This is a genomic window from Mycobacterium sp. E3305 (genome assembly GCF_001666785.1).
Taxonomy (GTDB): Bacteria; Actinomycetota; Actinomycetes; order Mycobacteriales; family Mycobacteriaceae; genus Mycobacterium.
The window spans coordinates 1-24,127 of record NZ_LZJA01000006.1; the positions used below are offsets into that span (position 1 = coordinate 1).

Annotated in this window: 25 protein-coding genes, 2 pseudogenes and 1 riboswitch; of the genes and pseudogenes, 10 read left to right on the forward strand and 17 right to left on the reverse strand. The window is 68.9% G+C overall.

Features of this window, described 5'->3' with window-relative positions:
* The 4 genes and pseudogenes from A5701_RS27860 to A5701_RS00620 form a co-directional block, all read right to left on the reverse strand.
* Positions 1-103: pseudogene (locus tag A5701_RS27860) on the reverse strand (resuscitation-promoting factor RpfA); the annotation flags it as partial.
* A 10-nt stretch (positions 104-113) separates the two neighbouring features.
* A riboswitch (cyclic di-AMP (ydaO/yuaA leader) is annotated at positions 114-330 on the reverse strand.
* A gap of 208 nt (positions 331-538) precedes the next feature.
* Positions 539-814, reverse strand: coding sequence for a MoaD/ThiS family protein (locus A5701_RS00610; protein ID WP_067747420.1), 276 nt, complete (start codon positions 812-814; stop codon positions 539-541).
* Positions 815-818: 4 nt separating this feature from the next.
* Positions 819-1,898, reverse strand: coding sequence for a GTP 3',8-cyclase MoaA (gene moaA / locus A5701_RS00615; RefSeq protein ID WP_067747423.1), 1,080 nt, complete (start codon positions 1,896-1,898; stop codon positions 819-821).
* Positions 1,895-2,293 carry a YccF domain-containing protein gene (locus A5701_RS00620; protein WP_067747425.1) on the reverse strand — a complete coding sequence of 133 codons (399 nt, stop codon included), beginning with the start codon at positions 2,291-2,293 and terminating at the stop codon, positions 1,895-1,897. The genes moaA and A5701_RS00620 overlap by 4 nt, the downstream gene beginning before the upstream one ends.
* Before the next feature lie 162 nt (positions 2,294-2,455).
* Here A5701_RS00620 and A5701_RS00625 point away from each other — a divergent pair, with 162 nt between their 5' ends.
* Positions 2,456-2,869: a cold-shock protein gene (locus A5701_RS00625; RefSeq protein ID WP_067273548.1), complete on the forward strand. Its 414-nt coding sequence runs from the start codon at positions 2,456-2,458 to the stop codon at positions 2,867-2,869.
* A gap of 44 nt (positions 2,870-2,913) precedes the next feature.
* Entirely contained in the window at positions 2,914-3,918 is a 1,005-nt protein-coding gene (locus A5701_RS00630; protein WP_067747427.1) for a glutathione S-transferase family protein, read from the forward strand.
* A gap of 9 nt (positions 3,919-3,927) precedes the next feature.
* Here the strand turns inward: A5701_RS00630 and A5701_RS00635 are convergent, their stop codons facing one another.
* The gene (locus A5701_RS00635; protein ID WP_067747429.1) at positions 3,928-4,404 is read right to left on the reverse strand and encodes a DUF2771 domain-containing protein; all 477 of its coding nucleotides are present in this window, start codon (positions 4,402-4,404) and stop codon (positions 3,928-3,930) included.
* An 8-nt stretch (positions 4,405-4,412) separates the two neighbouring features.
* Positions 4,413-6,065, reverse strand: a complete 1,653-nt coding sequence (locus A5701_RS00640) for an MFS transporter (RefSeq protein WP_156669855.1) — start codon at positions 6,063-6,065, stop codon at positions 4,413-4,415.
* A gap of 129 nt (positions 6,066-6,194) precedes the next feature.
* Here A5701_RS00640 and A5701_RS00645 point away from each other — a divergent pair.
* A pseudogene (locus A5701_RS00645) lies at positions 6,195-6,971 on the forward strand (DUF3027 domain-containing protein); the annotation flags it as partial.
* A gap of 272 nt (positions 6,972-7,243) precedes the next feature.
* Here A5701_RS00645 and A5701_RS00650 read toward each other — a convergent pair.
* Together A5701_RS00650 and A5701_RS00655 are read right to left on the reverse strand one after the other, a co-directional pair.
* The gene (locus tag A5701_RS00650; RefSeq protein WP_067747435.1) at positions 7,244-7,699 is read right to left on the reverse strand and encodes an SRPBCC family protein; all 456 of its coding nucleotides are present in this window, start codon (positions 7,697-7,699) and stop codon (positions 7,244-7,246) included.
* A 30-nt stretch (positions 7,700-7,729) separates the two neighbouring features.
* On the reverse strand, positions 7,730-8,005 hold the full coding sequence (locus A5701_RS00655; RefSeq protein WP_067747505.1) for a DUF2530 domain-containing protein: 276 nt from the start codon (positions 8,003-8,005) through the stop codon (positions 7,730-7,732).
* Positions 8,006-8,203: 198 nt separating this feature from the next.
* On the opposite strand from A5701_RS00655, the gene A5701_RS00660 reads away from it, so the two are divergent.
* From A5701_RS00660 to A5701_RS00670, 3 genes are read left to right on the forward strand one after another with little or no spacing between them, the layout of a single operon-like run.
* Positions 8,204-8,635 (forward strand): MarR family transcriptional regulator, encoded by a 432-nt coding sequence (locus A5701_RS00660; RefSeq protein WP_067747437.1) that lies wholly within the window; start codon positions 8,204-8,206, stop codon positions 8,633-8,635.
* Positions 8,632-9,465: an RNA methyltransferase gene (locus A5701_RS00665; RefSeq protein ID WP_067747439.1), complete on the forward strand. Its 834-nt coding sequence runs from the start codon at positions 8,632-8,634 to the stop codon at positions 9,463-9,465. The genes A5701_RS00660 and A5701_RS00665 overlap by 4 nt, the downstream gene beginning before the upstream one ends.
* Entirely contained in the window at positions 9,462-9,734 is a 273-nt protein-coding gene (locus A5701_RS00670) for a DUF2537 domain-containing protein (RefSeq protein ID WP_067747441.1), read from the forward strand. Before A5701_RS00665 ends, A5701_RS00670 begins: the two co-directional genes overlap by 4 nt.
* A gap of 14 nt (positions 9,735-9,748) precedes the next feature.
* Here A5701_RS00670 and sepH read toward each other — a convergent pair whose 3' ends face one another.
* Together sepH and serC are read right to left on the reverse strand one after the other, a co-directional pair.
* Positions 9,749-10,525, reverse strand: a complete 777-nt coding sequence (sepH, locus tag A5701_RS00675) for a septation protein SepH (RefSeq protein WP_067747443.1) — start codon at positions 10,523-10,525, stop codon at positions 9,749-9,751.
* A gap of 161 nt (positions 10,526-10,686) precedes the next feature.
* A complete protein-coding gene (gene serC, locus A5701_RS00680) occupies positions 10,687-11,805 on the reverse strand; it encodes a phosphoserine transaminase (RefSeq protein ID WP_067747507.1) in 1,119 nt (372 codons plus the stop codon).
* Positions 11,806-12,050: 245 nt separating this feature from the next.
* Here serC and A5701_RS00685 point away from each other — a divergent pair, with 245 nt between their 5' ends.
* Both A5701_RS00685 and A5701_RS00690 read left to right on the forward strand, forming a co-directional pair.
* Positions 12,051-13,076, forward strand: a complete 1,026-nt coding sequence (locus tag A5701_RS00685; protein WP_067747445.1) for a diiron oxygenase — start codon at positions 12,051-12,053, stop codon at positions 13,074-13,076.
* A 20-nt stretch (positions 13,077-13,096) separates the two neighbouring features.
* Complete coding sequence (locus A5701_RS00690; RefSeq protein WP_067747448.1) at positions 13,097-14,788, forward strand: FAD-dependent oxidoreductase; 1,692 nt, start codon at positions 13,097-13,099, stop codon at positions 14,786-14,788.
* Here the strand turns inward: A5701_RS00690 and A5701_RS00695 are convergent.
* Complete coding sequence (locus tag A5701_RS00695; RefSeq protein ID WP_067273505.1) at positions 14,785-15,243, reverse strand: VOC family protein; 459 nt, start codon at positions 15,241-15,243, stop codon at positions 14,785-14,787. The two genes, A5701_RS00690 and A5701_RS00695, sit on opposite strands and share 4 nt — an antisense overlap.
* Positions 15,244-15,457: 214 nt before the next feature.
* Positions 15,458-16,579 carry a citrate synthase 2 gene (locus A5701_RS00700; RefSeq protein ID WP_067747450.1) on the reverse strand — a complete coding sequence of 374 codons (1,122 nt, stop codon included), beginning with the start codon at positions 16,577-16,579 and terminating at the stop codon, positions 15,458-15,460.
* A gap of 72 nt (positions 16,580-16,651) precedes the next feature.
* On the opposite strand from A5701_RS00700, the gene pdxH reads away from it, so the two are divergent.
* Positions 16,652-17,311 (forward strand): pyridoxamine 5'-phosphate oxidase, encoded by a 660-nt coding sequence (pdxH, locus tag A5701_RS00705; protein WP_067747452.1) that lies wholly within the window; start codon positions 16,652-16,654, stop codon positions 17,309-17,311.
* A 129-nt stretch (positions 17,312-17,440) separates the two neighbouring features.
* Positions 17,441-18,733, forward strand: a complete 1,293-nt coding sequence (locus A5701_RS00710) for a citrate synthase (RefSeq protein WP_067747454.1) — start codon at positions 17,441-17,443, stop codon at positions 18,731-18,733.
* Between the two features lie 23 nt (positions 18,734-18,756).
* Here A5701_RS00710 and A5701_RS00715 read toward each other — a convergent pair whose 3' ends face one another.
* The 5 genes from A5701_RS00715 to A5701_RS00735 all read right to left on the reverse strand — a co-directional run bounded on the left by A5701_RS00715 (position 18,757) and on the right by A5701_RS00735 (position 24,098).
* Complete coding sequence (locus A5701_RS00715; protein WP_067747456.1) at positions 18,757-20,319, reverse strand: NAD(P)/FAD-dependent oxidoreductase; 1,563 nt, start codon at positions 20,317-20,319, stop codon at positions 18,757-18,759.
* A complete protein-coding gene (locus A5701_RS00720; RefSeq protein WP_067747509.1) occupies positions 20,316-20,579 on the reverse strand; it encodes a DUF2630 family protein in 264 nt (87 codons plus the stop codon). The genes A5701_RS00715 and A5701_RS00720 overlap by 4 nt, the downstream gene beginning before the upstream one ends.
* A 115-nt stretch (positions 20,580-20,694) precedes the next feature.
* Positions 20,695-22,035 carry a HAMP domain-containing sensor histidine kinase gene (locus tag A5701_RS00725; RefSeq protein ID WP_067747459.1) on the reverse strand — a complete coding sequence of 447 codons (1,341 nt, stop codon included), beginning with the start codon at positions 22,033-22,035 and terminating at the stop codon, positions 20,695-20,697.
* Positions 22,036-22,049: 14 nt separating this feature from the next.
* Positions 22,050-22,760 (reverse strand): two-component system response regulator PrrA, encoded by a 711-nt coding sequence (prrA, locus tag A5701_RS00730; protein WP_007168707.1) that lies wholly within the window; start codon positions 22,758-22,760, stop codon positions 22,050-22,052.
* Between the two features lie 198 nt (positions 22,761-22,958).
* A complete protein-coding gene (locus tag A5701_RS00735) occupies positions 22,959-24,098 on the reverse strand; it encodes an NAD(P)/FAD-dependent oxidoreductase (RefSeq protein ID WP_067747461.1) in 1,140 nt (379 codons plus the stop codon).
* Positions 24,099-24,127: the final 29 nt, after the last annotated feature.

Here is a 24,127-nt window from a genome sequence, read left to right on the forward strand (position 1 = left end):
GGCCGGCCAGGGCGATGCTGCCGCCACCGAGGACCGCGCCGGTGACGGCGATCTTGGCGACGCTGATGTTTGACGTGCTGGGCTTACGGTGACGTCCACTCATAGGCCGTGAAAAATCCTCTCTCGTCACGCGCCTGCGAGGTCAGCTGTCGGGTTCGGGTTGGAGAGGCCACCCGGCCGTCGTCGTGTCCGCTGGGGAGCGACGTCGGCTTCACCCCTAGGGGCCGCACGCGGCCCCAGTCCGATCACGGTGGACCGGTGGGTCCCCCGTCTCCATCCACGTTGGTCAGTGGGCCCCGCCTACTGGATGGAGCTCGGCGCGATAGGAGGGGAGGTCCGCCAATTCGGTTGTCTTGGCGAGCCTTCGGAGAAAGGTAGCGGGTTCTGTCGGCCCCGTCACGTTCTGCGAAACCGGGCGTTTCCCTCTCGGCCATCTGGGAAAACGCTCCGGACACACGGCATCCACGCAGGTCATAGCACCCGATATCGGAGCGTGATTACGCCGTTATCGTTCCGTTACGTGAGATAACTCACAGTTTTACCCGCCGGCGAAAGGGGGTAGAACGTCGATCGTGTTTCCGGGGCGTAACGGTGCGGTCTCGTCGCGCACGGCGACCCCGTCGCACAGGTAGGAGCATCTGCCCAACACCGCGGCGAGTCGGGAGCCACGCACGGCGAGGCGCTCGACGAGCTCGGCCACGGTGGTCCCGGGGCGCAGCACCACCGTCTCCGACTCGGCGCCCGCCGCCGCCCGCGCGGCGGCGAAGTAGCGCACCGTCACCTGAATCCCGTCTTGTTGGACGGCATGACCCATCGGGCTAGCCACCGATCGCGCTCATCGGACGGTCGGGCTGGACGAAGCTCGGGTCGTTGATCCCGTGACCGGCCGGCTTGCCCCACATCGCGACCCGCCACGCCGCTTCGATCGCGTCGTCGGACGCGCCGCTACGCAGCAGGGCCCGAAGATCGGTCTCCTCGGTCGAAAACAGGCAGCTGCGGACCTGACCGTCAGCGGTCAGGCGGGTTCGATCGCAGGCCGAACAGAAGGCGTGGGAGACCGACGCGATGACGCCGAACTTTCCGCTCGGCGTGCCCGGGCCGGTGTCGACCAGCCAGAGCTCCGCGGGCGCCGAGCCGCGCGGCGCGGGGTCGGGCCGTAACCGGAAGTGGGGGCGCAGCGTGTCGAGCACGTCGTCGGCGCTCAGCGCGGCGCCCCGGCGCCATTGGTGCCCGGCATCCAGCGGCATCTGCTCGATCACCCGTAGCTGGTGGCCGCGCTCGAGGCAGAACCGCAGCAGTTCGACGACGTCCTGCCGCCCGGTGACGGGATCGAGCACGGCGTTGACCTTGACCGGCGTCAGGCCGGCGTCGTGGGCGGCGGCCAGCCCGTCGAGCACGTCGCCGAGCCGGTCCCGGCGGGTGATCGCCGCGAAGTGGTCGCGATCCACGCTGTCCATCGAGACATTGACACGGTCCAGGCCTGCCCGGGCGAGGCCGGCGGCCCGCCTCGCCAGCCCTATGCCATTGGTGGTCAACGAGATCTCCGGGCGGGGCCGCAGCCCGGCCACCGCCGCGACCACCTCTTCGAGGTGCCGCGCCAACAGGGGTTCGCCACCGGTGAATCGCACGCTCGTGATGCCCAACCGGGTGACGGCGATGTGCATCAGGCGGGTCAGCTCGTCGGGCCGCAGCAGTTGCTCGCCCGGCAGCCAATCCAGGCCCTCGGCCGGCATGCAGTAATTGCACCGCAGGTTGCAGCGGTCGGTCAGCGAGACCCGCAGGTCGGTGGCGACCCGCCCGTAGGTGTCCACCAACGGGCCCGTGGTCGGGGCGTGCCGGGCGGCACCGCCGCCGGCGCGGCCCGGCACCGTCGGCACACCCAGCGCGGTCAGCGTCATGCGGCCATCACCTGGGAGGGCGAACCGACGGGAACGATCTGCTTGCCAAGCGGCATCAACGACACGGGGATCAGCTTGAGGTTGGCCAGCGCCAGCGGAATGCCGACGATCGTGGCGGCCATCGCCACCGCGCTCACCACGTGGCCGATCGCCAGCCACAGTCCGAACAGCAGCACCCAGATGACGTTTCCGATCAGCGCTCCCGTGCCGGCGGTCGGCTTGTCGACGATGGTGCGGCCGAACGGCCACAACGCGTAGGAGGCGATGCGCAGCGACGCGAAGCCGAACGGGATGGTGATGATCAGCAAGAAGCTGACAAGCGCCGCGACCACGTATCCGGCGGCCATCCACAGGCCGCCGAACACGAGCCAGATGATGTTCAGGATCAGGCGCATATCTCCTCCACCGGTAATGCCCAGAGTACCGAGTGGGCAATAACGGGGGTGCTCGTCAGGCGAGCATCCGAGTAGGATCAGGGACCAAACGGCGTCCTGCGCAGGCGGGACGCTTATTGTGTTGGCCATTCTATTGATCCGTTAGACAAGCAGGTGAGACCAGTGCCGACCGGCAAGGTTAAGTGGTACGACGCCGACAAGGGGTTTGGCTTCCTGTCGCAAGAGGACGGCGAGGACGTGTATGTCCGCTCGTCGGCGTTGCCCGCTGGGGTCGAGGGGCTCAAAGCGGGCCAGCGCGTGGAGTTCGGCATCGCCTCCGGGCGGCGCGGGCCTCAGGCGCTGAGCCTCAAGCTGATTGAGCCGCCGCCCAGCCTCACCAAGGCTCAGGGCCGCCGCGAGACGCCCGCCGAGCACAAGCACAGCCCCGACGAACTGCACGGCATGGTCGAGGACATGATCACGTTGCTGGAGAGCGCCGTTCAGCCCGAGCTGCGCAAGGGGCGCTACCCGGACCGCAAGACGGCTCGACGGGTCTCCGAGGTGGTTCGCGCGGTCGCCCGCGAGCTCGACGCCTAGCTCGCCGCCGGTCGGCGGCGAGTGGCTGGGGCAGAATTGTCACCATGGCCGCCTACGTCGCCGGAAAAGGTGACTTCACCCGCGACACGAACTACATCACCACCCGCGTCACCGCCGACGGGCGCGACGGCTATCCGGTGGAACCCGGCAGGTACCGGCTCGTCGTCGCGCGCGCCTGCCCCTGGGCCAACCGCGCCATCATCGTCCGGCGCTTGCTGGGCCTGGAAAGCGTTCTGTCCATTGGGTTTTGCGGGCCTACCCACGACGAACGCAGCTGGACGTTCGATCTCGACCCCGGGGGCGTGGACCCCGTCTTGAAGATTCCCCGGCTGCAGGATGCCTACTTCAAGCGCTTCCCCGACTATCCCAAGGGCATCACGGTGCCCGCGATCGTCGACGTTCCCACCGGCGCTGTCGTCACCAACGACTTCGCACAGATGACCCTGGACTTCTCCACGGAATGGACCGCCTACCACCGCGAGGGCGCCCCGGAGCTGTATCCCGAGCAGCTGCGCGCGGAGATCGACGACGTGAACAAGCGGGTCTATACCGAGATCAACAACGGGGTGTACCGGTGCGGGTTCGCCGGCTCGCAAGAAGCCTACGACGCGGCGTACGACCGGCTGTTCGCCGCGTTGGATTGGGTCGGCGACCGCCTGGCCGATCAGCGATACCTGGTGGGCGACACCATAACCGAGGCCGACGTGCGGTTGTTCACGACATTGGCCCGCTTCGACCCGGTCTACCACGGTCATTTCAAGTGCAACCGGAGCAAACTGAGCGAGATGCCGGTGTTGTGGGCGTATGCGCGCGACCTCTTCCAGACACCGGGGTTCGGCGACACCGTCGACTTCGTGCAGATCAAGCAGCACTACTACATCGTGCACGCCGACATCAATCCCACCGGCATCGTGCCCAAGGGGCCGGACCTGTCGAGCTGGCTGTCACCGCATGGCCGGGAAGCGCTGGGCGGCAATCCGTTCGGCGACGGGACCCCTCCGGGCCCGCCCGTCGAAGGGGAACGGGTGCCGGCTGGGCACGGCGCCTGACCCGGGCGCTCAATACGTAAGGCGCACTGACCATTCCGCGTGCGGAACATCCCGCAGCTCTCCCGCGGGATCCATGACGAGCGTCAGCAACTGCACCACTATCCCGACCACGCGCCCGCGGTGCGGGTCCACCGGCGGGATGGTGACCGCGAACCGGGTGCCCGGCCGAAAGATGGTGCTGGTGGTGTTGGTCGGGTCCTCGTAGACCTGCAGCAGCCGCCACGGCGCCCGGTAGATCGCGTCGGGCACCGAGAGTTGCACCGGGTAGCGCTCGCTGACCTTCAGCTCGCCCTGCGCCTGGGGCGTGTCGCAGTCCTCGAGGTTGAGCACGCTGCAGTAAAGGTATGGCCCCACCCTCGTGAGGTGGCCGTGCGAATACGCGCTGATCTGGGGTCGCTGCGGACCGGACGGGCGCACCAGCAGCCAGGTGCCCACACCGACGGCCACGCACGCCAGAGTCATCAGGCCGGCGAGCAGCACGGCCATCCTGCGTTTCACTCGGGCACCACCGCCGGTCGGCCGCGACGGACGCCTTCCTGCTCCACCATGACGGGCCGGTTACCTCCGAGTCCGGGGATCAGCGAGTTCCCTTGATAGCTAACGAGCGTCTGCGCCAATCCGAGGATCAGCAGCGCGGTTACGGCGGTGAAGCCCACCCACAACTCGGTGTACACCAGAACGCCCACGGCACCGCCGAGCACCCAGGCCAGCTGCAGCGTCGACTCCGAACGCCCGAATCCCGAGGCGCGCGATTCCTCGGGCAGATCGTTTTGCAGTGAGGCGTCCAGCGAGGCCTTCGCGATGGCGCTGCTGCCGGACGTCACCAGGGTGGCGATCACGGCCGCCGCGAGGGTGCCCGCCACCGCCGCCGCCAGCGCGACCGCAGAGACCGCCAGCGTGCAGCGCACCACCAGCACGGCGGGGCGGCCCAGTTGTAGGCGCGCGGCGGCGAAGTTGCCGGCGAAGTTGCCGATGCCGGCCGCCGCGCCGATCATCCCGAGCATGCCGAGCTGAACCCAGCCGTTGGCTTGATGCGCCTTGGCGACGAACGCCGGGTACAAGAACAGAAAGCCGACCATGACCTTGATGGTGCAGTTTCCCCACAACGAGGTAATGATGTTGCGGCCCAGCGGTTGTCGCAGCGTCCCGCCGACCTTCTTGACTTCATGGTGCCAGCTGCGCCGCTGTGGTTCGCTGTCCTGGCGGTAGCTCAACGTGGCGGGCACCTCGCCGGCCGTGACCTCGACCCAGCGCGGGATCCGCATCGACAGCGAAGCGCCGACGAGCGTGACCGCGATGACGACGAACAACGCGCCGGGCAACTTGAACAGATGGGTGCAGACGAACTCCACGCCCGCGGCGATCGCCCCGCCGGCGATGGTGCCGCCGAGCAGACCGAACACGGTCAGCCGCGAGTTCACCCGCACCAGGTCGATGGTCGGCGGCATGACGCGCGGCGTCACGGCGCTGCGCAGCACGCTGAACGACTTGGAGAACACCATCATGGCCAGCGCGCACGGATAAAGGACCCACGACGGGTAGCTCCCGGTTGCGCCGTCGTAATTCATGATCAGCACCAGCGCCAGCGCCGTCCGCAGGACGAACGACCCGGCGAGGGCGACCCGCCGGCCGTGCTGCAACCGGTCCAGCGCCGGGCCGATGAGCGGCGCGATGACCGCGAACGGCGCGATGGTGATCAGCAGATACAACGCGACCCGGCCCTTGCTCTCCCCGGTGGCCGCCGCGAAGAACAACGTGTTGGCCAACGCCACGGCCATCGCGGCGTCCACCGCGAAGTTGGCCACCACCGGCCACGTCAGGGCCGTCAGGCCGGACTTGTCGGCGCCGTCGGCGGTGGCAGCCCGTTGCACCATCCAGTACATCCGCGACCCCATCTCGCGGCTGCGCAGCGCGGCGGCGCGAGTGACGGTGATCCGTTCACCGGGGGCGGCAGGGCGTGGGGGTGAGGTGTCGTATTGATCCGGTTCCGACTGCTGGCCGATCGGCGGCAGGTAGCGATTGGCGCTCGGCATCGGCGGTGGACGGCGGCCACGCCGATCGGCGGCATCGTCGGCGGGGTAATTGGCCATGCCCGGATGCTGTTTACCAGCCCCATTGGCGGGCCGGCGACCCGGAGTGGAGGCCACGCGGCCCGGATGATCACGCCGCCGTCCAGACACGTTCCGATTCTCCCCTATGCCGACGACAAGCGTCTGCAGGTAACGGGTGTGGCTCGCCAACCTAGTATTGGAACCGTAATGGAGAAAGAGGACACCTTGACCGGACCCAGCGAGCAATCCGCCGGGGCGACCGTGGCCGACTGGCCCGAAAGTTTGGCCGCCGTGCTGACGGGTGCGGTAGACCAGGCCAGGACCGCCGTCGTGGAGTTCAGTGGTGCGGAGACCGTGGGCGATTACCTGGGCGTTAGTTACGAGGACCCGGCCGCCGCCACCCACCGGTTCCTGGCTCATCTGCCCGGTTACCAGGGCTGGCAGTGGGCCGTCGTCGTCGCCGCCCATCCCGGCGCCGATCACGCCACCGTCAGCGAGGTGGTGCTGATTCCGGGACCGACGGCGTTGCTGGCGCCCGAGTGGGTCCCGTGGGATCAGCGGGTGCGTCCGGGGGACCTGAGCCCCGGCGACCTGCTGGCGCCCGCGGCCGACGACCCGAGGCTGGTTCCCGGCTACACCGCCAGCGGCGACCCACAGGTCGACGACACCGCCGCCGAAATCGGGCTGGGCCGTCGGTGGGTCATGAGTGCCGCCGGCCGCGCGGAGGCGGCCGAACGCTGGCACACCGGAGAGCACGGTCCCGACTCGGCGATGGCGCGCTCCACCAAACGGGTGTGCCGTGACTGCGGCTTCTACCTGCCGTTGGCGGGGTCGCTCGGTTCGATGTTCGGCGTGTGCGGCAACGAGCTGTCGGCCGACGGGCAGATCGTGGACAAGCAGTACGGTTGCGGCGCGCACTCGGACACCCCCGCTCCTGCGGGCACCGGTTCGCCGATTTACCAGCCCTACGACGATGGCGTGCTCGACGTCGTGGAGCCGCCCGTCCCGACAGAGCCGCCGGAGGCTGCGGACCAGTCGACCGAGGCGGCGGAACCCCGGCCCGAGGACGCCGACGGCGGCCCACAGGCGGAACCGGAGTCCGCGACAACAACTTCGGAGACGCCCGAGCCGCAGTCCGAAGCGCCGGAGTCGCAGCCCGAGTCCGAAGCGCCGGAGCCGCAGCCCGAGCCCGAAGCGCCGGAGTCGCAGCCCGAGTCCGAAGCGCCGGAGTCGCAGCCCGAGCCCGAGGCGCAGGAGTCGCAGCCCGAGGCGGACTAGCCCTTTTCGGCGGCGGCCTTGATCTTGGCGAGTGAGGCGTTCATGCCGTCGACCAATTCGCGTTCGAAGTTCGTGGTCCCGCCGAACAACGCATTCACCGACAGGTTGGAGAACGCGGTCACGCCGTTCTCGGCATGGCGGCTCTCGATCACCCGGGTGCCCGCGCCGGTGGGCTGGAGCTCGTAGCTCCAGATGGTGTTGTTGGTGTTGACCCGGAACGCCAGCTTGGTCTCGGGGATGACCTCGACGACCGTGGAGGTGGTCGGCCAGAACATGCCGTTACGGCGATTGATGTTGAGCGTGCGCGTGCCCTGGCGCAGCGGACCGAATGCCTTCATCCAACGACATTGCGGGCTCCACTCCGGCATCCGCCGAAGATCCGATATCAGCCCCCAGACGGTGGAAACCGGTGCGTCGATATCGATTTGCGCTTGCAGTAGCGGGGCTACCATCGATCCCTCCCGAGTGCATGATTGCGGAATCTAGCCGTGGTCGAAATAGTTCTCGAGTCCGTCCTGCGCGCCGCGTGCGCCCCGACGGGCTTCCGCGAGTTGCAACACGAAGATGCTCGTCCCGAGCACTGTCACCCCGAGCCCGGCCAGTGTCAGCAGGCGCCAACTGTGCAGGGACGGCACGAGGAATGCGGCGGCCGCCGCGGCCACCCAGCCGAGCGCGCCGAGGGCGATGAACGGCCACGCGTTGAGGAGCGCAGGCGGCAGCGGCGGGGGCTCGCGGTTCGGGCCGGGTTCAGCAGACATCGCGATTAACATAGCCGCCGCTGCGCCCCGCCAAAACACCCGCATGCCGGGCGGGCCCACCCCAAAATGCCTGCGCAGCGCGGGTTAAGTGCCCGCACGGTGGTTCGGCGACATTTGGTGAGCCCAGCGGCATCGATCAAAGCCCGTCGTTCACCGGTTCGTATCCCGATTTCGTGAGGTTCCGTGTAACCTCGCGCCATGCCTGACAGCGATGCGCGGCTGGCCAGCGACCTGTCGCTGGCGGTCATGCGGCTCGCCCGCCAACTCCGGTTCCGAAACCCGTCGTCGCCAGTGTCGTTGTCCCAGCTGTCGGCGCTGGCGACGCTGGCCAACGAGGGCCCGATGACGCCCGGCACGCTGGCGATCCGCGAACGCGTACGGCCGCCGTCGATGACCCGCGTGATCGCTTCGCTGGCCGACATGGGCCTGGTGGACCGCGCCCCGCATCCCATCGATGGCCGGCAGGTGCTGGTCTCCGTCTCCCAGTCCGGCGCCGAACTGGTCAAGGCGACCCGGCGTGCCCGTCAGGAGTGGTTGGCCAAGCGGCTGGCGACGCTGGACACCGAGCAGCGCGACACCCTGCGCAACGCGGCCGACCTGATGTTGGCCTTGGTCGACGAAGGCCCGTGAGCGACGGAACCGATGGCCTGAACGTTCAGGACGTCGCCGATCCGGGCGACCCGCGGCTCGACGATTTCCGCGACCTGAACAGCGTCGACCGCCGTCCCGACCTGCCGTCCGGCAAGGGCCTGGTGATCGCCGAGGGCGTGCTCGTCGTCCAGCGCATGCTGGCCTCCCGCTTCACCCCGCACGCCCTGCTCGGGACCGACCGCCGGCTCACCGAGCTCGCGGACGACCTCGCGGGCAGCGCCGTGCCGTTCTACCGAGCGTCCGCCGAAGTCATGGCTCAGGTGGTGGGCTTTCACCTGAACCGCGGCGTGCTGGCGGCCGCCCGCAGGGTGCCGGAGCCCGGGCTTGCCGAACTGGTCGGGCGCGCCCGCACCGTCGCGGTGCTCGAGGGGGTCAACGACCACGAGAACCTCGGTTCCATCTTTCGCAACGCGGCCGGACTGGGCGTGGACGCGGTGGTGTTCGGCAGCGGTTGCGCGGACCCGCTCTACCGGCGCGCCGTGCGCGTCTCCATGGGCCACGCCCTGCTGGTCCCGTACGCGCGGGCGGCCGACTGGCCGGCGGAGCTGTCGATGCTGAGGGAAAACGGATTTCGACTGCTGGCGATGACTCCGGATGCCGGGGCCTGCGCCCTGCCCGAGGCCATGGCGGCCGTCCGCGACGACCGCGTCGCCGTCCTGGTCGGCGCCGAGGGGCCGGGGCTCACGCCGGCCGCATTGCGCTCGAGCGATGTGCGCGTGCGGATCCCGATGTCGCGCGGCACCGACTCCCTCAACGTCGCCACCGCGGCCGCTTTGGCGTTCTACGAGCGGGCTAGGCTCGGGTCGTGACCGACGATTCCGTGCCCTGGGCAACGGGATTGACGGTTGCCGGGTTCGTCGCCGCAGTGACCGGGGCCGCCATCGTGGTGCTGAGTCTGGGACTCATCCGGGTGCATCCACTGCTGGCCGTCGGGCTCAACGTCGTCGCGGCCGGCGGGCTGGCGCCCACGCTGTGGGGTTGGCGGCACAAGTTGGTGCTGCGCTGGTTCCTGCTGGGCGCGGGGGTCGGGGTCGCGGGCGCGTGGCTGACGCTGCTGTCGCTGACGGTGGCGCGGTAGCGCCGACCGTCCGTCTAGCGCTGTCCCCCCGAGCGCACGCCGAGCAGCACGTCCTCCCAAGCCGGGATGACGGGCTTGCCCCGTCGGGTGTGCACCGGCTGCTCTGGGGGAGCGGGCTTGTCTTCGGGAGCAGCGGCGGCGGGCGGCTTCACCGGCTCCTCGAAGTCGACGTGGGACACCCGCGCGAGCGGCCGCAGCGGACGGTCGAAGTTCGGGTCGATCAGCTCCTTGGCAGCGTCGTCGACGGCCGTGACCGTTCCGCCGTGCGCGCCGGGGGCATAGGAGAAGTGCGCGATGTTGTCGGACCGGCCGGCCTTCCACGCGAGCTGCACGGTCCAGCGGCTGTCCTCGTTGCGCCAGGCGTCCCAGCTGAGCCTGTCCGGTTCCAAGCCGCGCGTCACCAGGGCGGCGCTCACCGTCTCCAGCAACGTGAGTACCGCGGGACCGTCGGCGAGCACCGGATGAGCGGCCGTTGCCAGCTCGGCGGCGCGCGCACGTTCCAGCAAAACCGGATGCGCGAACCGGCGGACCCGCGAGATGTCGGAGCCCGACGCCGCAGCCACCTGCTCGACCGAGGCGCCAGCCCGGATCCTGGCTTGAATCTCTTTGGGGCTCAACATGTTTGTGACCTGGATATCGAGCTGCGGTTGATCTGAGGACACGGTCTCGCCGCGCACGGCGGCTTTCAGTTGATCGTCGACGGCGAGCTTGAACGGTTCCCCCCGATCGCCGGCTTCGCAGATGATGTTTTTGCCGTCGGCATCGACCCCAACCATTTTGAGTTCCCGCATGGCTTCTCCTCGCAGGCTCCGTGCAGGTCGACGGACCCGTCTGGTGCGCACTCTAGTTCAGCTAACGCCCACAACCGGTGCTGACACGCTGGGCGGTTGCGTGCTGATTGCGAGCGGGTTACGGCCCGGCTGCGGGCCTGGCCCCGCCCCCGCTCGCCCGGCTACAGCCGCTCGACTACCCAGTCGACGCACTGGGTCAGGGCGCTGACGTCGTCGGGGTCGACCGCAGGGAACATCCCGACCCGCAACTGGTTGCGGCCGAGTTTGCGGTACGGCTCGACGTCGACGATGCCGTTCGCCCGCAAAATCTTCGCGACTGCCGCGGCGTCGACGTCGTCGGCGAAATCTATGGTGCCCACCACCTGGGACCGCAGGGCGGGGTCGGCGACGAATGGCGTGGTGTAGGGCCGCTCCTGGGCCCACGAGTACAACCGGTGGGACGAGTCGGCCGTGCGCTTGACGCACCACTCCAGCCCGCCGTTGCCCAGCATCCAGTCGATCTGCTCGGCCATCAGCGCCAGGGTGCCGACCGCGGGGGTGTTGTACGTCTGGTTCTTCAGGCTGTTGTCCACCGCGATGGGCAGCGACAGGAAGTCGGGGACCCAACGCCCGGACCCGGCAATGGATTCGACCCGCGCCAGGGCTGCCGGGCTCATGATGGCCAGCCACAGGCCACCGTCGCTGGCGAAATTCTTCTGCGGCGAGAAGTAGTAGGCATCGGTCTCGGAGATCTCCACCGGCAGTCCGCCCGCGCCGGAGGTGGCGTCGATGACGACCAGGGCCTCGCCCGAGTCGGCGGGACGGCGGATCGGCACCGCCACCCCGGTCGACGTCTCGTTGTGCGCCCAGGCGATCACGTCGACCGAGGGATCGCTCTGCGGCTCGGGTGCGCTGCCGGCGTCCGCCTTGATGACGATCGGGTCGCCGATAAAAGGGTTGTTGGCGACCGCCGAGGCGAACTTCGAGCTGAACTCGCCGAAGGACAGGTGCAGCGAGCGCTTGTCGATCAGTCCGAACGCCGCCGCGTCCCAGAACGCCGTCGCGCCGCCGTTGCCGAGGATGACCTCGTAACCGTCCGGTACGGAGAACAGGTCGGCCAGCCCCGACCGGACCCGCCCCACCAGATTCTTGACGGGCGACTGCCGGTGCGATGTGCCGAACAGCGGGGCCGCGGTGGTCGTCAGCGCCTCCAATTGTTCTGGCCGCACCTTGGAAGGGCCGCATCCGAAGCGGCCGTCGCGGGGTTTGATGTCAGAGGGAATCTCGAGCTGGTCAGCCATGCTCATCAGGGTAGTGAGCGGACGTGGCCCGCCATGCGGCGGTCCGACTGGCGACCCCTTCCTCCGGCGCAAAACGCCTGGCCGCGCACAGCGGAGTGTTCAACGGGGTGTGACGCAGGGCACACCAAAACGCTGACCACTGGTCAGGCCACAGTGCCCGCCGGGGGTCTGGAAGATATGCGGTACCTGCGGTACTGTCTGGACACAGCACGTCCAAATGTAAACCTCGTTGGGGAGGCTTGGATATGGCCAGGACACGCATGGTTCGGCGTTGGCGCCGCAATATGGAAGTGCGCGACGATACCGAGTACGTCAACACGCTTGCCACACTGTCCGAGGGGTCGGTGCGGCGGAACTTCAACCCGTACACCGACATCGATTGGGACTCAACGGAATTCGCCGTCACCGAGAACGATCCTCGGTGGATCTTGCCGGCGACCGACCCGCTGGGGCGTCATCCCTGGTACCAGGCGCAGTCCGACGAGCGCAAGATCAAAATCGGCATGTGGCGCCAGGCCAACGTCGCCAAGGTAGGGCTGCACTTCGAGTCGATCCTGATCCGCGGCCTGATGAACTACACGTTCTGGGTGCCCAACGGGTCCCCCGAATACCGGTACTGCCTGCACGAATCCGTCGAAGAGTGCAACCACACCATGATGTTCCAGGAGATGGTCAACCGCGTCGGCGCCGACGTCCCGGGCATGCCGCGACTGCTCAAGTGGCTCTCGCCGTTGGTTCCGCTGGTGGCCGGTCCGTTGCCGGTGGCGTTCTTCATCGGCGTGCTCGCCGGGGAAGAGCCGATCGATCACACGCAGAAAAACGTTCTGCGCGAGGGCAAGTCGCTGCACCCGATCATGGAGCGGGTGATGGCCATTCACGTCGCCGAGGAAGCTCGGCACATCTCCTTCGCCCATGAGTTCCTGCGCAAGCGGGTGCCGCAATTGACACGCAGGCAGCGGTTCTGGACGGCGCTGTACCTGCCCCTGACGATGAAGGTCCTCTGCAGGGCAATCGTCGTGCCGCCCAAAGCGTTCTGGCAGGAGTTCGACATCCCGCGCGAGGTGAAGCGGGAGCTGTTCTTCCGGTCGCCGGAATCGCGAAAGTGGTTGAGCGACATGTTCGGTGATGTCCGGATGCTGGCCCACGACACCGGGCTGATGGAGACGCGTTCCGCGCGGCTCATGTGGCGACTCTGCAAGATCGACGGCAAGCCGTCGCGTTACCGAAGCGAGCCGCAGCGTCAGCACCTGGCCGCGGCGCCGGCCGCCTAGGACCGCGCGGGTAATCGCCTATGCCGCACGTCATTACCCAGTCGTGCTGTAACGACGGGTCCTGTGTTTTCGCGTGCCCGGTGAACTGCATTCACCCCACGCCCGATGAGCCCGGCTTCGCCACCTCGGAGATGCTCCACATCGATCCGGTGGCGTGTGTGGACTGCGGAGCGTGCGTGAGCGCCTGTCCCGTCGGCGCGATCGCGCCGGACACCCGCCTGGACGTCAAGCAATTGCCGTTCGTCGAGATCAACGCGTCCTTCTACCCGGACCGCCCCGCGGACGAGAAATTGCCCCCGACGTCGAAGCTGGCGCCGGTGATCCCGGCCGCCCAGGTGCGTGCCCACCGCAGGCCACTGACCGTGGCCATCGTCGGGTCCGGGCCGGCGGCCATGTATGCCGCCGACGAACTGCTCACGCAGCATGGCGTGCGGGTCAACGTCTTTGAGAAGCTGCCGACGCCCTACGGGCTGGTGCGCGCCGGGGTGGCGCCCGACCATCAGAACACCAAGCGCGTCACGCGGCTGTTCGATCGAGTCGCCGGTCACCGGCGCTTCCGGTTCTACCTCAATGTCGAGGTCGGCAGGCACTTGAGCCACGCGGATCTGCTCGCCCACCACCATGCCGTGTTGTACGCCGTCGGGGCCCCCGACGACCGTCGCCTGCAGATCGAGGGCATGGGCCTACCGGGCACCGGAACCGCCACCGAATTGGTCGCGTGGATCAACGGGCATCCCGAGTTCGCCGGTCTGCCAGTCGATCTCAGCCATGAGCGGGTGGTGATCATCGGCAACGGAAACGTCGCCCTGGACGTGGCCCGTGTGCTCACGGCCAACCCCGACGACCTGGCGCGCACCGACATCTCCGACCGTGCGCTGGTGACGCTGCGCGCTTCGGCGGTCCGCGAAATAGTGGTCGCCGCCCGGCGCGGCCCCGCCCATTCGGCGTTCACCCTGCCCGAACTGATCGGGCTCACGGGCTCGTCCGATGTCGTGCTCAGCGCGGCCGACCACGAGCGGGTCGCGGCCGACCTCGCCACCGCGACGGACGGCCTGACGAAACGCAAGCTGGAAATCCTCACCACGCTCGGCGACGACTCGTCGCCGGCCCAGGGGAACGGCCGTCCGCGGATCCGGCTGGCCTACCAGCTCACCCCGAAGCGGGTTCTGGGTGAGCAACGCGCCACCGGCGTGGAGTTCGCGGCGACCGGGGGCGACGAGTTGCGCAGGCTGGACGCCGGCCTGGTGCTGACGTCGATCGGCTACCGCGGCAAGCCGATTGCGGGCCTGCCGTTCGACGAGTCCGCGGCGGTCGTTCCGAACGAGGGCGGGCGCGTGGTCGACCCCGACTCCGGGCAACCGGTGTCCGGAGCCTATGTCGCGGGCTGGATCAAGCGCGGCCCGAGCGGGTTCATCGGCACGAACAAGTCGTGTTCGCTGCAGACCGTTCACGCCCTGGTGGCCGACTTCAACGCCGGCAGGCTCGGCGATCCGGTGGGGCAGCCCGAGGCGCTGGCCGAGCTGGTGCGGGACCGGCAGCCCGACGCCGTCGATGCCCGCGGCTGGCGGGCCATCGACGCCGCCGAGGTCGCCCGCGGCAGCGCCGACGGTCGGCCGCGAGCCAAATTCACCGAGGTCGCCGACATGCTCGCCGCCGCTGCCGCCGCCGGGCCGCCGCCGCGGCGCCGGCTGCTGGACCGCCTGCTCGGCTAGCCGGCGCCCTGCCCGGCCATCGCCGCCTGGATCTCGTCGTAGCCGACCTCGCGGACCGGCTGTCCCATCGACCAGTGGTGGCCGAACGGGTCCGCGACCACGCCGTAGCGGTCACCCCAGAACTGATCGTCCAACGGAGCGACGACGGTGGCGCCCGCGTCCAGCGCCCGCTGGAACTTGGCGTCGACGTCGGTGACCGTCAGGTGGATGGTCACCGGGGTGCCGCCCAAGGACTTGGGCGTCATCGACTTGCCGCCACACACCTCGGGGAAGTCGTCGTTGAGCATGACCAGAAAGCCGTTGATGCGCACCGCGGCGTGGACGAGTTTCCCGTCCGGGCGGGGCACCCGCCCGATCTCCTCGGCGCCAAAGGCCTTGACGTAGAAGTCGATCGCCGCGGCCGCGTCGTCGACCACCAGGTGCGGGGACAGGGCCGGCTCGATATTGATCGCCATTGTGGTTCTCCTTGCTGTCGGTTCCCAGGCCGGCCCGAAGCGGGCAGGCTCGCGAGTTATGACTGCGCCCGCGACACAAACTCATCGCGGCGACACTCATTTAATCGCCGGGCACCGACAACAAGCGCACGCGAGCGTAGCGCCGGTGCGAAGAATTGAGCCGAAATTCGCGATGCCGTTACGCTCGTGCGCAACGGCCGACAGCGGTCCTGCCTCAGGCGTGGGTGAGGCTGCGGTCCCAACCCTCGACGGACTCCGGGCTGCGCGGGCCCGGTCCCACGTAGATGGCCGACGGGCGAACCAGCTTACCGAGCCGCTTCTGCTCGAGGATGTGCGCGCACCATCCCGCGGTGCGCCCGCAGGTGAACATCGCGGGCATCATGTTGGCCGGGACCTGGGCAAAGTCCAGGATCACCGCCGCCCAGAACTCGACGTTGGTCTCGATGGCCCGGTCCGGGCGGCGCTCGCGCAGCTCGGCCAGGGCGGCCTGCTCCAGGGCGACCGCGACCTCGTGGCGTGGTGCGCCGAGCCGCTCGGCGGTCGCGCGCAGCACCCGCGCCCGCGGGTCCTCCGCGCGGTAGACCCGGTGCCCGAAGCCCATCAGCTTGTCGCCGCTGTCCAGGATCTTCTTGACCAGGGCGCGGGCGTCGCCGGTGCGCTCGACCTCTTCGATCATCGGCAGCACACGGGCCGGCGCGCCGCCGTGCAGCGGTCCGCTCATGGCCCCGATCGCCCCGGACAACGCCGCCGCGACGTCGGCCCCTGTCGAGGCGATCACGCGCGCGGTGAACGTCGAGGCGTTCATGCCGTGCTCGGCGGCCGACACCCAGTAGGCGTCGATCGCTTCGACGTGCCGCGGATCCGGCTCGCCCTGCCAGCGCGTCATGAACCGTGCTGTCACAGTTGAGCATTCGTCGATAATTCGCTGCGGAACGGCCGGCTGGTAGATGCCGCGGGCGGACTGCGCGACGTAGGACAGCGCCATCACCGACGCCCGGGCCAGCTGGTCGCGCGCCGTGGCGTCGTCGGTGTCGAGCAGGGGCCGGTAGCCCCAGATCGGGGCCAGCATCGCCAGGCCCGCCTGCACGTCGACGCGCACGTCGCCGGTGTGGATGGGCAGCGGGAACGGCTCGGCGGGCGGCAATCCGTGGCCGAACTTGCCGTCGACCAGTAGGGCCCACACGTCACCGAAGGTGACCTGCTGGTCCACCAGGTCTTGGATGTCGACTCCGCGGTAGCGCAGTGCACCGCCGTCCTTATCCGGCTCGGCGATCTCGGTCGTGAAGGCGACCACGCCTTCGAGGCCGGGAACAAAGTCTTCGGGGACCACAGTCATAGGCAAAATTCTCGCACCCCACCCTCGGGCGGACGCTACCGGCCGGTAGCAAGCCCCGGTAGCGTTGGCGCGATGGCAGGACCAGACCCCGAGCACCTGCAAAGGATGCGCGTGGAATACGGATCGGTGGAAAAGGACGGCAGTCCCGATCTCGACGCGGATTGGCTCGACGACGGTTGGGTTGCCTTGCTGCGCAAATGGATCGATGACGCCGAGCGGTCCGGCGTCGCCGAGCCCAACGCCATGGTGCTGGCCACCGTCGCCGACGGCAGGCCGGCGAGTCGATCGGTGTTGTGCAAGAGCGTGGACGAGTCGGGGATCACATTTTTCACCAACTATGACTCGGCCAAGGGCGCCGATTTGGCCGCTACCGCGTACGCGTCGGCGACGTTTCCCTGGTACCAACTGGGGCGGCAGGTGCACCTTCGGGGGCCGGTGAGCAAGGTCACCCGGCAGGACACCGAGGACTACTGGTCCAAGCGGCCGCGCGGCTCGCAACTGGGCGCGTGGGCATCGCAGCAGTCTCAGCCGATCGAGTCGCGCGCGGCGCTCCTCGACCAGCTGGCCGAGGTGACCGCGCGGTTCGCCGACCAAGACCAGATCCCGGTGCCGCCGGGCTGGGGCGGTTACCTGCTCGCTCCGGAGTCGGTCGAATTCTGGCAGGGGCGGGAGAACCGGTTGCATAACCGGATCCGGGTCGCCGGCGCCCGTGTCGATCGCCTCCAGCCCTAGCCCGCGCCCGGGATCGGTGCGACGCCGCAGACTCGACCCCGGGCAGGCACGCGAACGCGACAACGACTACCTTCACCTGTAAGCCCCTAGTCAGGGCAGCCATACCAGTCAGAGCGCAAAGGGGTTCTCGTGGCCGACACCGACGACACCGCAACTCTGAAGTACCCGGGGGGCGAGATCGACCTGGAAATCGTTCACGCCACCGAAGGTGCTGACGGCATTGCGCTCGGTCCCCTGTTGTCCAAGACCGGGCACACCACCTTCGACAACGGCTTCGTCAACACCGCCGCGTGCAAGAGCGCGATCACCTACATCGACGGTGACGCCGGAATTCTGCGGTACCGCGGCTACCCGATCGAGCAGCTAGCCGAGAAGTCGACCTTCATCGAGGTGAGCTACCTGCTGATCTACGGCGAGCTGCCGGACTCCGACCAGCTCGCGGAGTTCACCAAGCGGATCCAGCTGCACACCATGCTGCACGAGGACCTCAAGCGCTTCTTCGACGGCTTCCCCCGCAACGCGCACCCCATGCCGGTGCTGTCCAGCGTGGTGAACGCGCTGAGCGCCTACTACCCCGACGCGCTCGACCCGATGGACAACAACCAGGTCGAGCTGTCGACGATCCGCCTGCTCGCGAAGCTGCCCACCATCGCCGCGTACGCGTACAAGAAGTCCGTCGGGCAGCCGTTCCTCTACCCGGACAACAACCTGACGCTGGTGGAGAACTTCCTGCGGATGACGTTCGGGCTGCCGGCCGAGCCCTACCAGGCCGACCCCGAGGTGGTCCGGGCGCTGGACATGCTGCTCATCCTGCACGCCGACCACGAGCAGAACTGCTCGACGTCGACGGTGCGGCTGGTGGGGTCGTCGCGGGCCAACCTGTTCACCTCGATCTCCGGTGGCATCAACGCGCTGTGGGGCCCGCTGCACGGCGGCGCCAATCAGGCGGTGCTCGAGATGCTCGAGCAGATCCGCGAAAGCGGCGACGACGTCAGCGAGTTCGTCCGCAAGGTGAAGAACCGCGAAGAGGGCGTCAAGCTGATGGGCTTCGGCCACCGGGTCTACAAGAACTACGACCCCCGCGCGCGCATCGTCAAGGAACAGGCCGACAAGATCCTGGCCAAGCTCGGCGGCGACCCGCTGCTGGACATCGCCAAGGAATTGGAAGAGGCGGCGCTGACCGACGACTACTTCGTCGAGCGCAAGCTTTACCCGAACGTCGACTTCTACACCGGTTTGATCTACCGGGCCCTGGGCTTCCCGGTCCGGATGTTCACGGTGCTGTTCGCGTTGGGCCGGTTGCCCGGCTGGATCGCGCACTGGCGTGAGATGCACGACGAGGGTGACAGCAAGATCGGCCGCCCGCGCCAGATCTACACCGGCTACACCGAGCGCGACTACAAGACCATCGACGCGCGGTAGTGGCGGGTCGCTACCTCAGGTAGTCACAGCGAGGCGAGCACCGCCATGGCGGCGTTGTGCCCGCCGATGCCCGACACGGCACCGCCGCGGCGGGCGCCCGAGCCGCATAGCATGATCCGCTCGTGCGCGGTGGCCACCCCCCATTGCCGCGCCGGCGTGTCCAGCGGGTCGTCGTCGTCCGCGAATGGCCACGCCAGTCCGCCATGGAAGATGTTGCCGGCCGTCATGCGCAGCGTGCGGTGCAGGTCGAGGGTGGTCGTCGTCTCGATGCAGGGGCGTCCGTGCGCATCGCGCAGCAGCACTTCCTGAATTGGTTCGGCCAGAACGGAATTCAGCGACGACAGCACCGACTCGGTCAGCCGGTCACGCAGCGCCCCGGAGTAGGTGCCGTCGAACAGCGAGTGCGGGGTGTGCAGCCCGAACACCGTCATCGTGTGAGCGCCCGCCTCGCGCAGGTCGACCGACAGGATGCTCGGGTCGGTCAGCGAATGACAATATGCCTCGCAGGGCAACGGATCCGGGACATGCCCGGCGGCTGCCCGCGCGTATGCCGTATCCAATTGGGTCCAGGCTTCGTTGACGTGAAACGTGCCGGCGAAGGCCTGTTCGGCCGTGACCGCGTCGTCACGCAACCGCGGCAGCCGGCGCAGCACCATGTTGACCTTGACCTGCGCGCCCTGGGCGGGGGTCGGCGGTCGTTCACCGAGCAGGCCGGCCAGTACCGCCGGTGTGACGCCCGCGAGCACGAACCGGGCCCGGATGACGTGCTCCGCATCGCGGGCCCGGTAACGCACCAGACCGTCCGGTTCGACGGCGTAAACCTCGGCGCCGGTGGTGATTTCGGCACCATGACGCACCGCGGCGGCCGCCAGGGCCCCGGTCAGCGCGCCCATCCCGCCGACCGGGACGTCCCAGTCGCCGGTCCCGCCGCCCAGCACGTGATACAGGAAGCAGACGTTCTGGGTCAGCGCCGGGTCGTCGAGGCGAGCGAACGTTCCGATCAGGGCGTCGGTCGCGATGACGCCGCGGACGACGTCGTTGCCGACGGCCGCGGTGATGGCACGCCCGATCGGCTCGTCGATCAACGCGTGCCACGCGGCCGCCGCTTCGGTGCCTTCGGCGACTCGCCGGCGGGCCTGCTCGCGGGTGAGCAGCGGTTCCAGCAGCGTCGGCCAGAGCCGCTGGGTCACCAGTCGGCAGCTGTCGTAGAAGGCGGCGAACCCGTGCTCGTCGGGGCCGGCGCCGATCGCGGCGAACGTGTCACCGCCCGCGCCGATCAACAACCCACGGCGGCCATCGGTCGCCGGGTCGGGCGTGTAGGAGGAGTACCGCCGCCGCGCCAGCCGCACCCCGGCGCCCAGATCGTCGACGATGCGGGGCGGCAACAGGCTGACCAGATAGGAATACCGCGACAGCCGCACACCCACCCCGTCGAACGCCTGCGCCGAGACGGCCGCTCCGCCGGTGTGTCCGAGCCGCTCCAGCAACCGCACCCGAAGGCCCGCCCGGGCCAGATACGCCGCGGCCACCAGGCCGTTATGGCCGCCCCCTATGACGACGGCGTCGACATCTGCGGCGTGGCTCAGTTCAGGTAGCCCTCGACCTCGTCGGGCGGACGCACCTCGGCCTCGTGGGGGTCACCGCCGCTGTCGCGCAGAGCGCGACGCTGCCGCAGCAGGTCCCAACACTGGTCCAGCTCGACCTCGAGCCGCCGCAGGCGATCATGCTCCTCCGATTCGGAGATGTCGCGCTGTTGCAGCTGCGCCCGCAGGGCCTTCTCCTCGGCGACCAGGTCGCGGATGTGTGCCAGGGTTTCGTTGTCGGTCGGTTTGTTGCCGTTGGCCATCGCTCCAGTGTGCCCGACCCGGCGGGGGTCGTCCCGGTAGGTCACCCATCACGGGCCGCGCGTACATGCGGCCGGGGGATCGAGTCAAAAGCCTTGTGCCTTCGACAAAGTCGCGCTAGCTGGGGCCGGGGAGCCGCAGCACCAGCCGGGCGCCGCCCAGCGGGCTGCTCTCCAGCGCCGCCGTCCCGCGGTGCAGGTGGGCTTGCTGGGCCACCAGCGCCAGCCCCAGGCCCGAGCCCGAATGCGAGGCGGTCGACCCGCGGGAGAACCGCTCGAACACGACGTCGCGTTCGTCTTCGGGCACGCCGCTGCCGTTGTCGTCGACCGCGATCTCGACGCCGGCGCGGGAGCTGACCGCCGACAGCTGGACACGGGTCGCGCCGCCATGTTTGACGGCGTTGGCGATGGCGTTGTCCACCGCGAGGCGCAACCCGGCCGGCAAGCCGACGATGATGCACGTCGGCGACGGGACCAGTGACACGTCGAGGTCGGGGTAGATGCGCATCGCGTCGTGGGCGGCGCGGTCGAGCAGCTCGGTGATGTCGACGGGCACATGGTCGTCGGAGGTCGACAGTTCGCCCTGGGCCAGCCGCTCGAGGGCGCTCAAGGTGGCTTCGATGCGCGACTGGGTGCGGATGACGTCGCTCAGCACCTCCTTGCGTTGGTCGTCGGTCATATCCAGCGTGGACAGCACCTCGAGGTTGGTGCGCATCGCGGTCAGCGGGGTGCGCAGCTCGTGTGAGGACACGGCGGCGAAGTCGCGGGCCGACGCCAGTGCCTCCTTGGTCCGGTTCTGCTCGTTCCAGATGCGCTGCAGCATGCCGCGCATGGCTTCGGCGATCTCGACGGCCTCGGTGGCGCCGTGCACCTCCACCCGCGGCGCCTCGTCGCCCGCGTCGATCGACCGGGTCTGCTGGGCGAGCTGTTTGAACGGGCGCACGGCGAACGCGGCCAGCAGCCACGCGAACACGGCGGCCGCGCCGATGGCGAAGCCGCAGATCAGCAGCACCCGACGGTGCAGGTTGTTGGTCTCGGCGAGAGTCGCGTCGTACGTCGCGCCCACGGCCAGCGAGGTCGGTTCGGGCGCCGGAATCGTCACCGTGCGCACCCGGTACCGCACGCCGTTGACGTACGCGTCGGCGTAGTCGACGTCCAGTTTGGGCAGCGTCACGTTGGAATTCGACTTGACCAGGTCACCGCGGCGGATGGTCATGATGGCGTCGTTGTTGTAGGGGGAGCGCGGGATTTCGTCGAGGCCGCGCGGCAGGGAGGGGATGGCGAAGCCCGCGGCCTCGTCGAGGCGGCGGTCCAGCCGTTCCTTGCGGTCGTTGGTGATGCCCACCCAGACGACGACGCCGACGATGAGCACGGGAATCGCTGCGCCGATGACCGTCGCGACCACAACGCGGGCGCGTAGCGATGGCGTACGGGTCAGGATCCGGGACAGAAAATTCATGGCCGCTCGCCTGGTTACTGCATGCGCAGGACGAACCCTACGCCGCGGACGGTGTGCAGCAGCCGGGGACCGCCGTTGGCCTCGAGCTTGCGGCGCAGATAGCCGATGAACACGTCGACGACGTTGGTGTCGGCGGCGAAGTCGTAACCCCACACCAGCTCCAACAGCTGCGCGCGGGACAGCACCGCGGTCTTGTGCTCGGCCAGCACGGCCAGCAGGTCGAATTCCCGCTTGGTCAGGTCGACGTCGACGCCGTTGACCCGGGCCCGCCGGCCGGGAATGTCCACTTCCAGCGGGCCCACGGTGATGGTCTCCGAGGAGGAGGTTGCGGTCGCGCCGCGTCGGCGCAGCAGCGCCTTCACCCGCGCGACGAGCTCGGCCAACACGAACGGTTTGACCAAGTAGTCGTCGGCGCCGGCCTCCAGCCCGGCGACCCGGTCGTCGACCGAACTGCGGGCGGACAGCACGCAGACCGGCACGTCGTTGTCCATGGCCCGGAGCGCCGTGACGACGCTGACGCCGTCCAGCACGGGCATGTTGATGTCGAGCACGATCGCGTCGGGCCGGGTCTCGGTGGCGCTGCGCAAGGCTTCGGCGCCGTCGACCGCGGTCGACACCTCGAATCCGGACAGCCGCAGGCCGCGTTCCAGCGAGGCGAGCACATCGGAGTCGTCGTCGACGACCAAGACGCGAGGCGAAGTCCCACCAGTGTCCATGCCGCCCATCTTGCCTGATTGTCGCGCGGGGCGGTGCCCTGGATGGGCCACCGTTGCCTAAAAGGTTACGTTTTCGACGCTGCGCCGAAATCGCGTGCTGGTATCGGCGTGACCGCGCCAAACTCTTTGGCGGAATTGGACATTCGCTGGTCGGGTGTTCGGATCCGAGTCGGGATCATGGATCGCCCACCTCGTCTGGCCCAGCGATCACTGGGTCGCGAGGCCGCTCAGCCGCAGCGCCAGCCGCCGTCGGACCGCCGGAACCCCTGCGGCCAGGCGCATTCCGATGTTGCGGAGCGGCCGCAACGGGCGCGGCAGCGTCGCCACCCGCGTCAGGCGTCCGGTCAGTTTCAGGACCCGCTCCGCGCGTCGGCGCTGGGCGGCGCTGTACGCGTCCAGCGCGGTTTCCGGGCCGCCCCCCAGGACCTCGGCGAGAGCCCCGGCCAGCGCCACCGCGTCGGTGATCCCCAGGTTCATCCCCTGACCCCCCGCGGGGCTGTGCACGTGGGCCGCGTCACCGGCCAGCAACAGCCGGCCGGCCCGGTAGCTGTCGGCGACGCGGTGATGGATGTGGAACCGCGATCCCCACACCAGCTCGGTCACGACCGTTTGGCCCGGCCCGAATCCGCGAGTGTCCAGGAGTGCCTGGACAAACTTCGCCGAAGGCTGTTGCGGCGCATCGGCGGTGGGGGCGACGACGCGGAAGATGCCACCGGGCAGCGGTGCCAGAACCGTCAGGCCGTCTTTGGCGTAGAACAGGATCACCTCATTGCCGGGCGCTTTGCCGGTCACTCGTACGTCAGCGAGCGTAAAAGACTCCGCGAATTCGCCACCGGTGAAGCCGATTCCGGCTTGCGTGCGAACAGTGCTGTTCATACCGTCCGCGCCGACGGCGTAGCGGGCTCTGATCGTGTCGCCGTCGTCGAACGTCGCCGTGACGCCGTCGGCATCCTGGGTGATGCCGCGCAACGTCTTGGGCCGGACCACGTCGCCGCCGAGTTCGTGCAGCCGCTCGAGCAGCAGCCGCTCGGTGTCGGCCTGGGAAAGCATCAGGGTGTACGGGTGTTCGGTCGGCAGCTCGCTGAAATCGACGGGGATCAAGACGCGCCGGCCCTGTCGCATGGTGAATCGCGGTGCGATCACCCCGGCCTTGACCATCCGCCGGGTGACGTCGAGCTCTTCGAGCACTTCCAGGGTGCGGGCGTTGACGGCCGCGGCGCGGGACGTGTTGGCGCCCGAGGCCAGCTTGTCCACCACGGTCACCCGAATTCCGCGGCTGAGTAGCGCGGCAGCGAGTGTCAGGCCGGTCGGACCGGCGCCTACCACCAGGACATCGGTGTCGTTCATGGTCGGCTCCTCTCCCTCGTGAGTTAGTC

Excerpts from the sequence above, each read along its gene's own strand:
- A5701_RS00655 (WP_067747505.1), bottom strand. The coding sequence starts at position 8,005 with ATGTCTGCTGAACCCGGCCCGAACCGCGAGCCCCCGCCGCTGCCGCCT.
- A5701_RS00610 (WP_067747420.1), bottom strand. The coding sequence starts at position 814 with ATGGGTCATGCCGTCCAACAAGACGGGATTCAGGTGACGGTGCGCTAC.
- A5701_RS00725 (WP_067747459.1), bottom strand. The coding sequence starts at position 22,035 with ATGAATTTTCTGTCCCGGATCCTGACCCGTACGCCATCGCTACGCGCC.
- A5701_RS00650 (WP_067747435.1), bottom strand. The coding sequence starts at position 7,699 with ATGGTAGCCCCGCTACTGCAAGCGCAAATCGATATCGACGCACCGGTT.
- serC (WP_067747507.1), bottom strand. The coding sequence starts at position 11,805 with ATGGCTGACCAGCTCGAGATTCCCTCTGACATCAAACCCCGCGACGGC.
- A5701_RS00700 (WP_067747450.1), bottom strand. The coding sequence starts at position 16,579 with ATGACTGTGGTCCCCGAAGACTTTGTTCCCGGCCTCGAAGGCGTGGTC.
- A5701_RS00620 (WP_067747425.1), bottom strand. The coding sequence starts at position 2,293 with ATGCGCCTGATCCTGAACATCATCTGGCTCGTGTTCGGCGGCCTGTGG.
- pdxH (WP_067747452.1), top strand. The coding sequence starts at position 16,652 with ATGGCAGGACCAGACCCCGAGCACCTGCAAAGGATGCGCGTGGAATAC.
- A5701_RS00635 (WP_067747429.1), bottom strand. The coding sequence starts at position 4,404 with ATGGCCGTGCTGCTCGCCGGCCTGATGACTCTGGCGTGCGTGGCCGTC.
- A5701_RS00695 (WP_067273505.1), bottom strand. The coding sequence starts at position 15,243 with ATGGCGATCAATATCGAGCCGGCCCTGTCCCCGCACCTGGTGGTCGAC.
- sepH (WP_067747443.1), bottom strand. The coding sequence starts at position 10,525 with ATGCGGGAACTCAAAATGGTTGGGGTCGATGCCGACGGCAAAAACATC.
- A5701_RS00630 (WP_067747427.1), top strand. The coding sequence starts at position 2,914 with ATGGCCGCCTACGTCGCCGGAAAAGGTGACTTCACCCGCGACACGAAC.
- moaA (WP_067747423.1), bottom strand. The coding sequence starts at position 1,898 with ATGACGCTGACCGCGCTGGGTGTGCCGACGGTGCCGGGCCGCGCCGGC.
- A5701_RS00690 (WP_067747448.1), top strand. The coding sequence starts at position 13,097 with ATGCCGCACGTCATTACCCAGTCGTGCTGTAACGACGGGTCCTGTGTT.
- A5701_RS00720 (WP_067747509.1), bottom strand. The coding sequence starts at position 20,579 with ATGGCCAACGGCAACAAACCGACCGACAACGAAACCCTGGCACACATC.
- prrA (WP_007168707.1), bottom strand. The coding sequence starts at position 22,760 with ATGGGCGGCATGGACACTGGTGGGACTTCGCCTCGCGTCTTGGTCGTC.
- A5701_RS00735 (WP_067747461.1), bottom strand. The coding sequence starts at position 24,098 with ATGAACGACACCGATGTCCTGGTGGTAGGCGCCGGTCCGACCGGCCTG.
- A5701_RS00685 (WP_067747445.1), top strand. The coding sequence starts at position 12,051 with ATGGCCAGGACACGCATGGTTCGGCGTTGGCGCCGCAATATGGAAGTG.
- A5701_RS00660 (WP_067747437.1), top strand. The coding sequence starts at position 8,204 with ATGCCTGACAGCGATGCGCGGCTGGCCAGCGACCTGTCGCTGGCGGTC.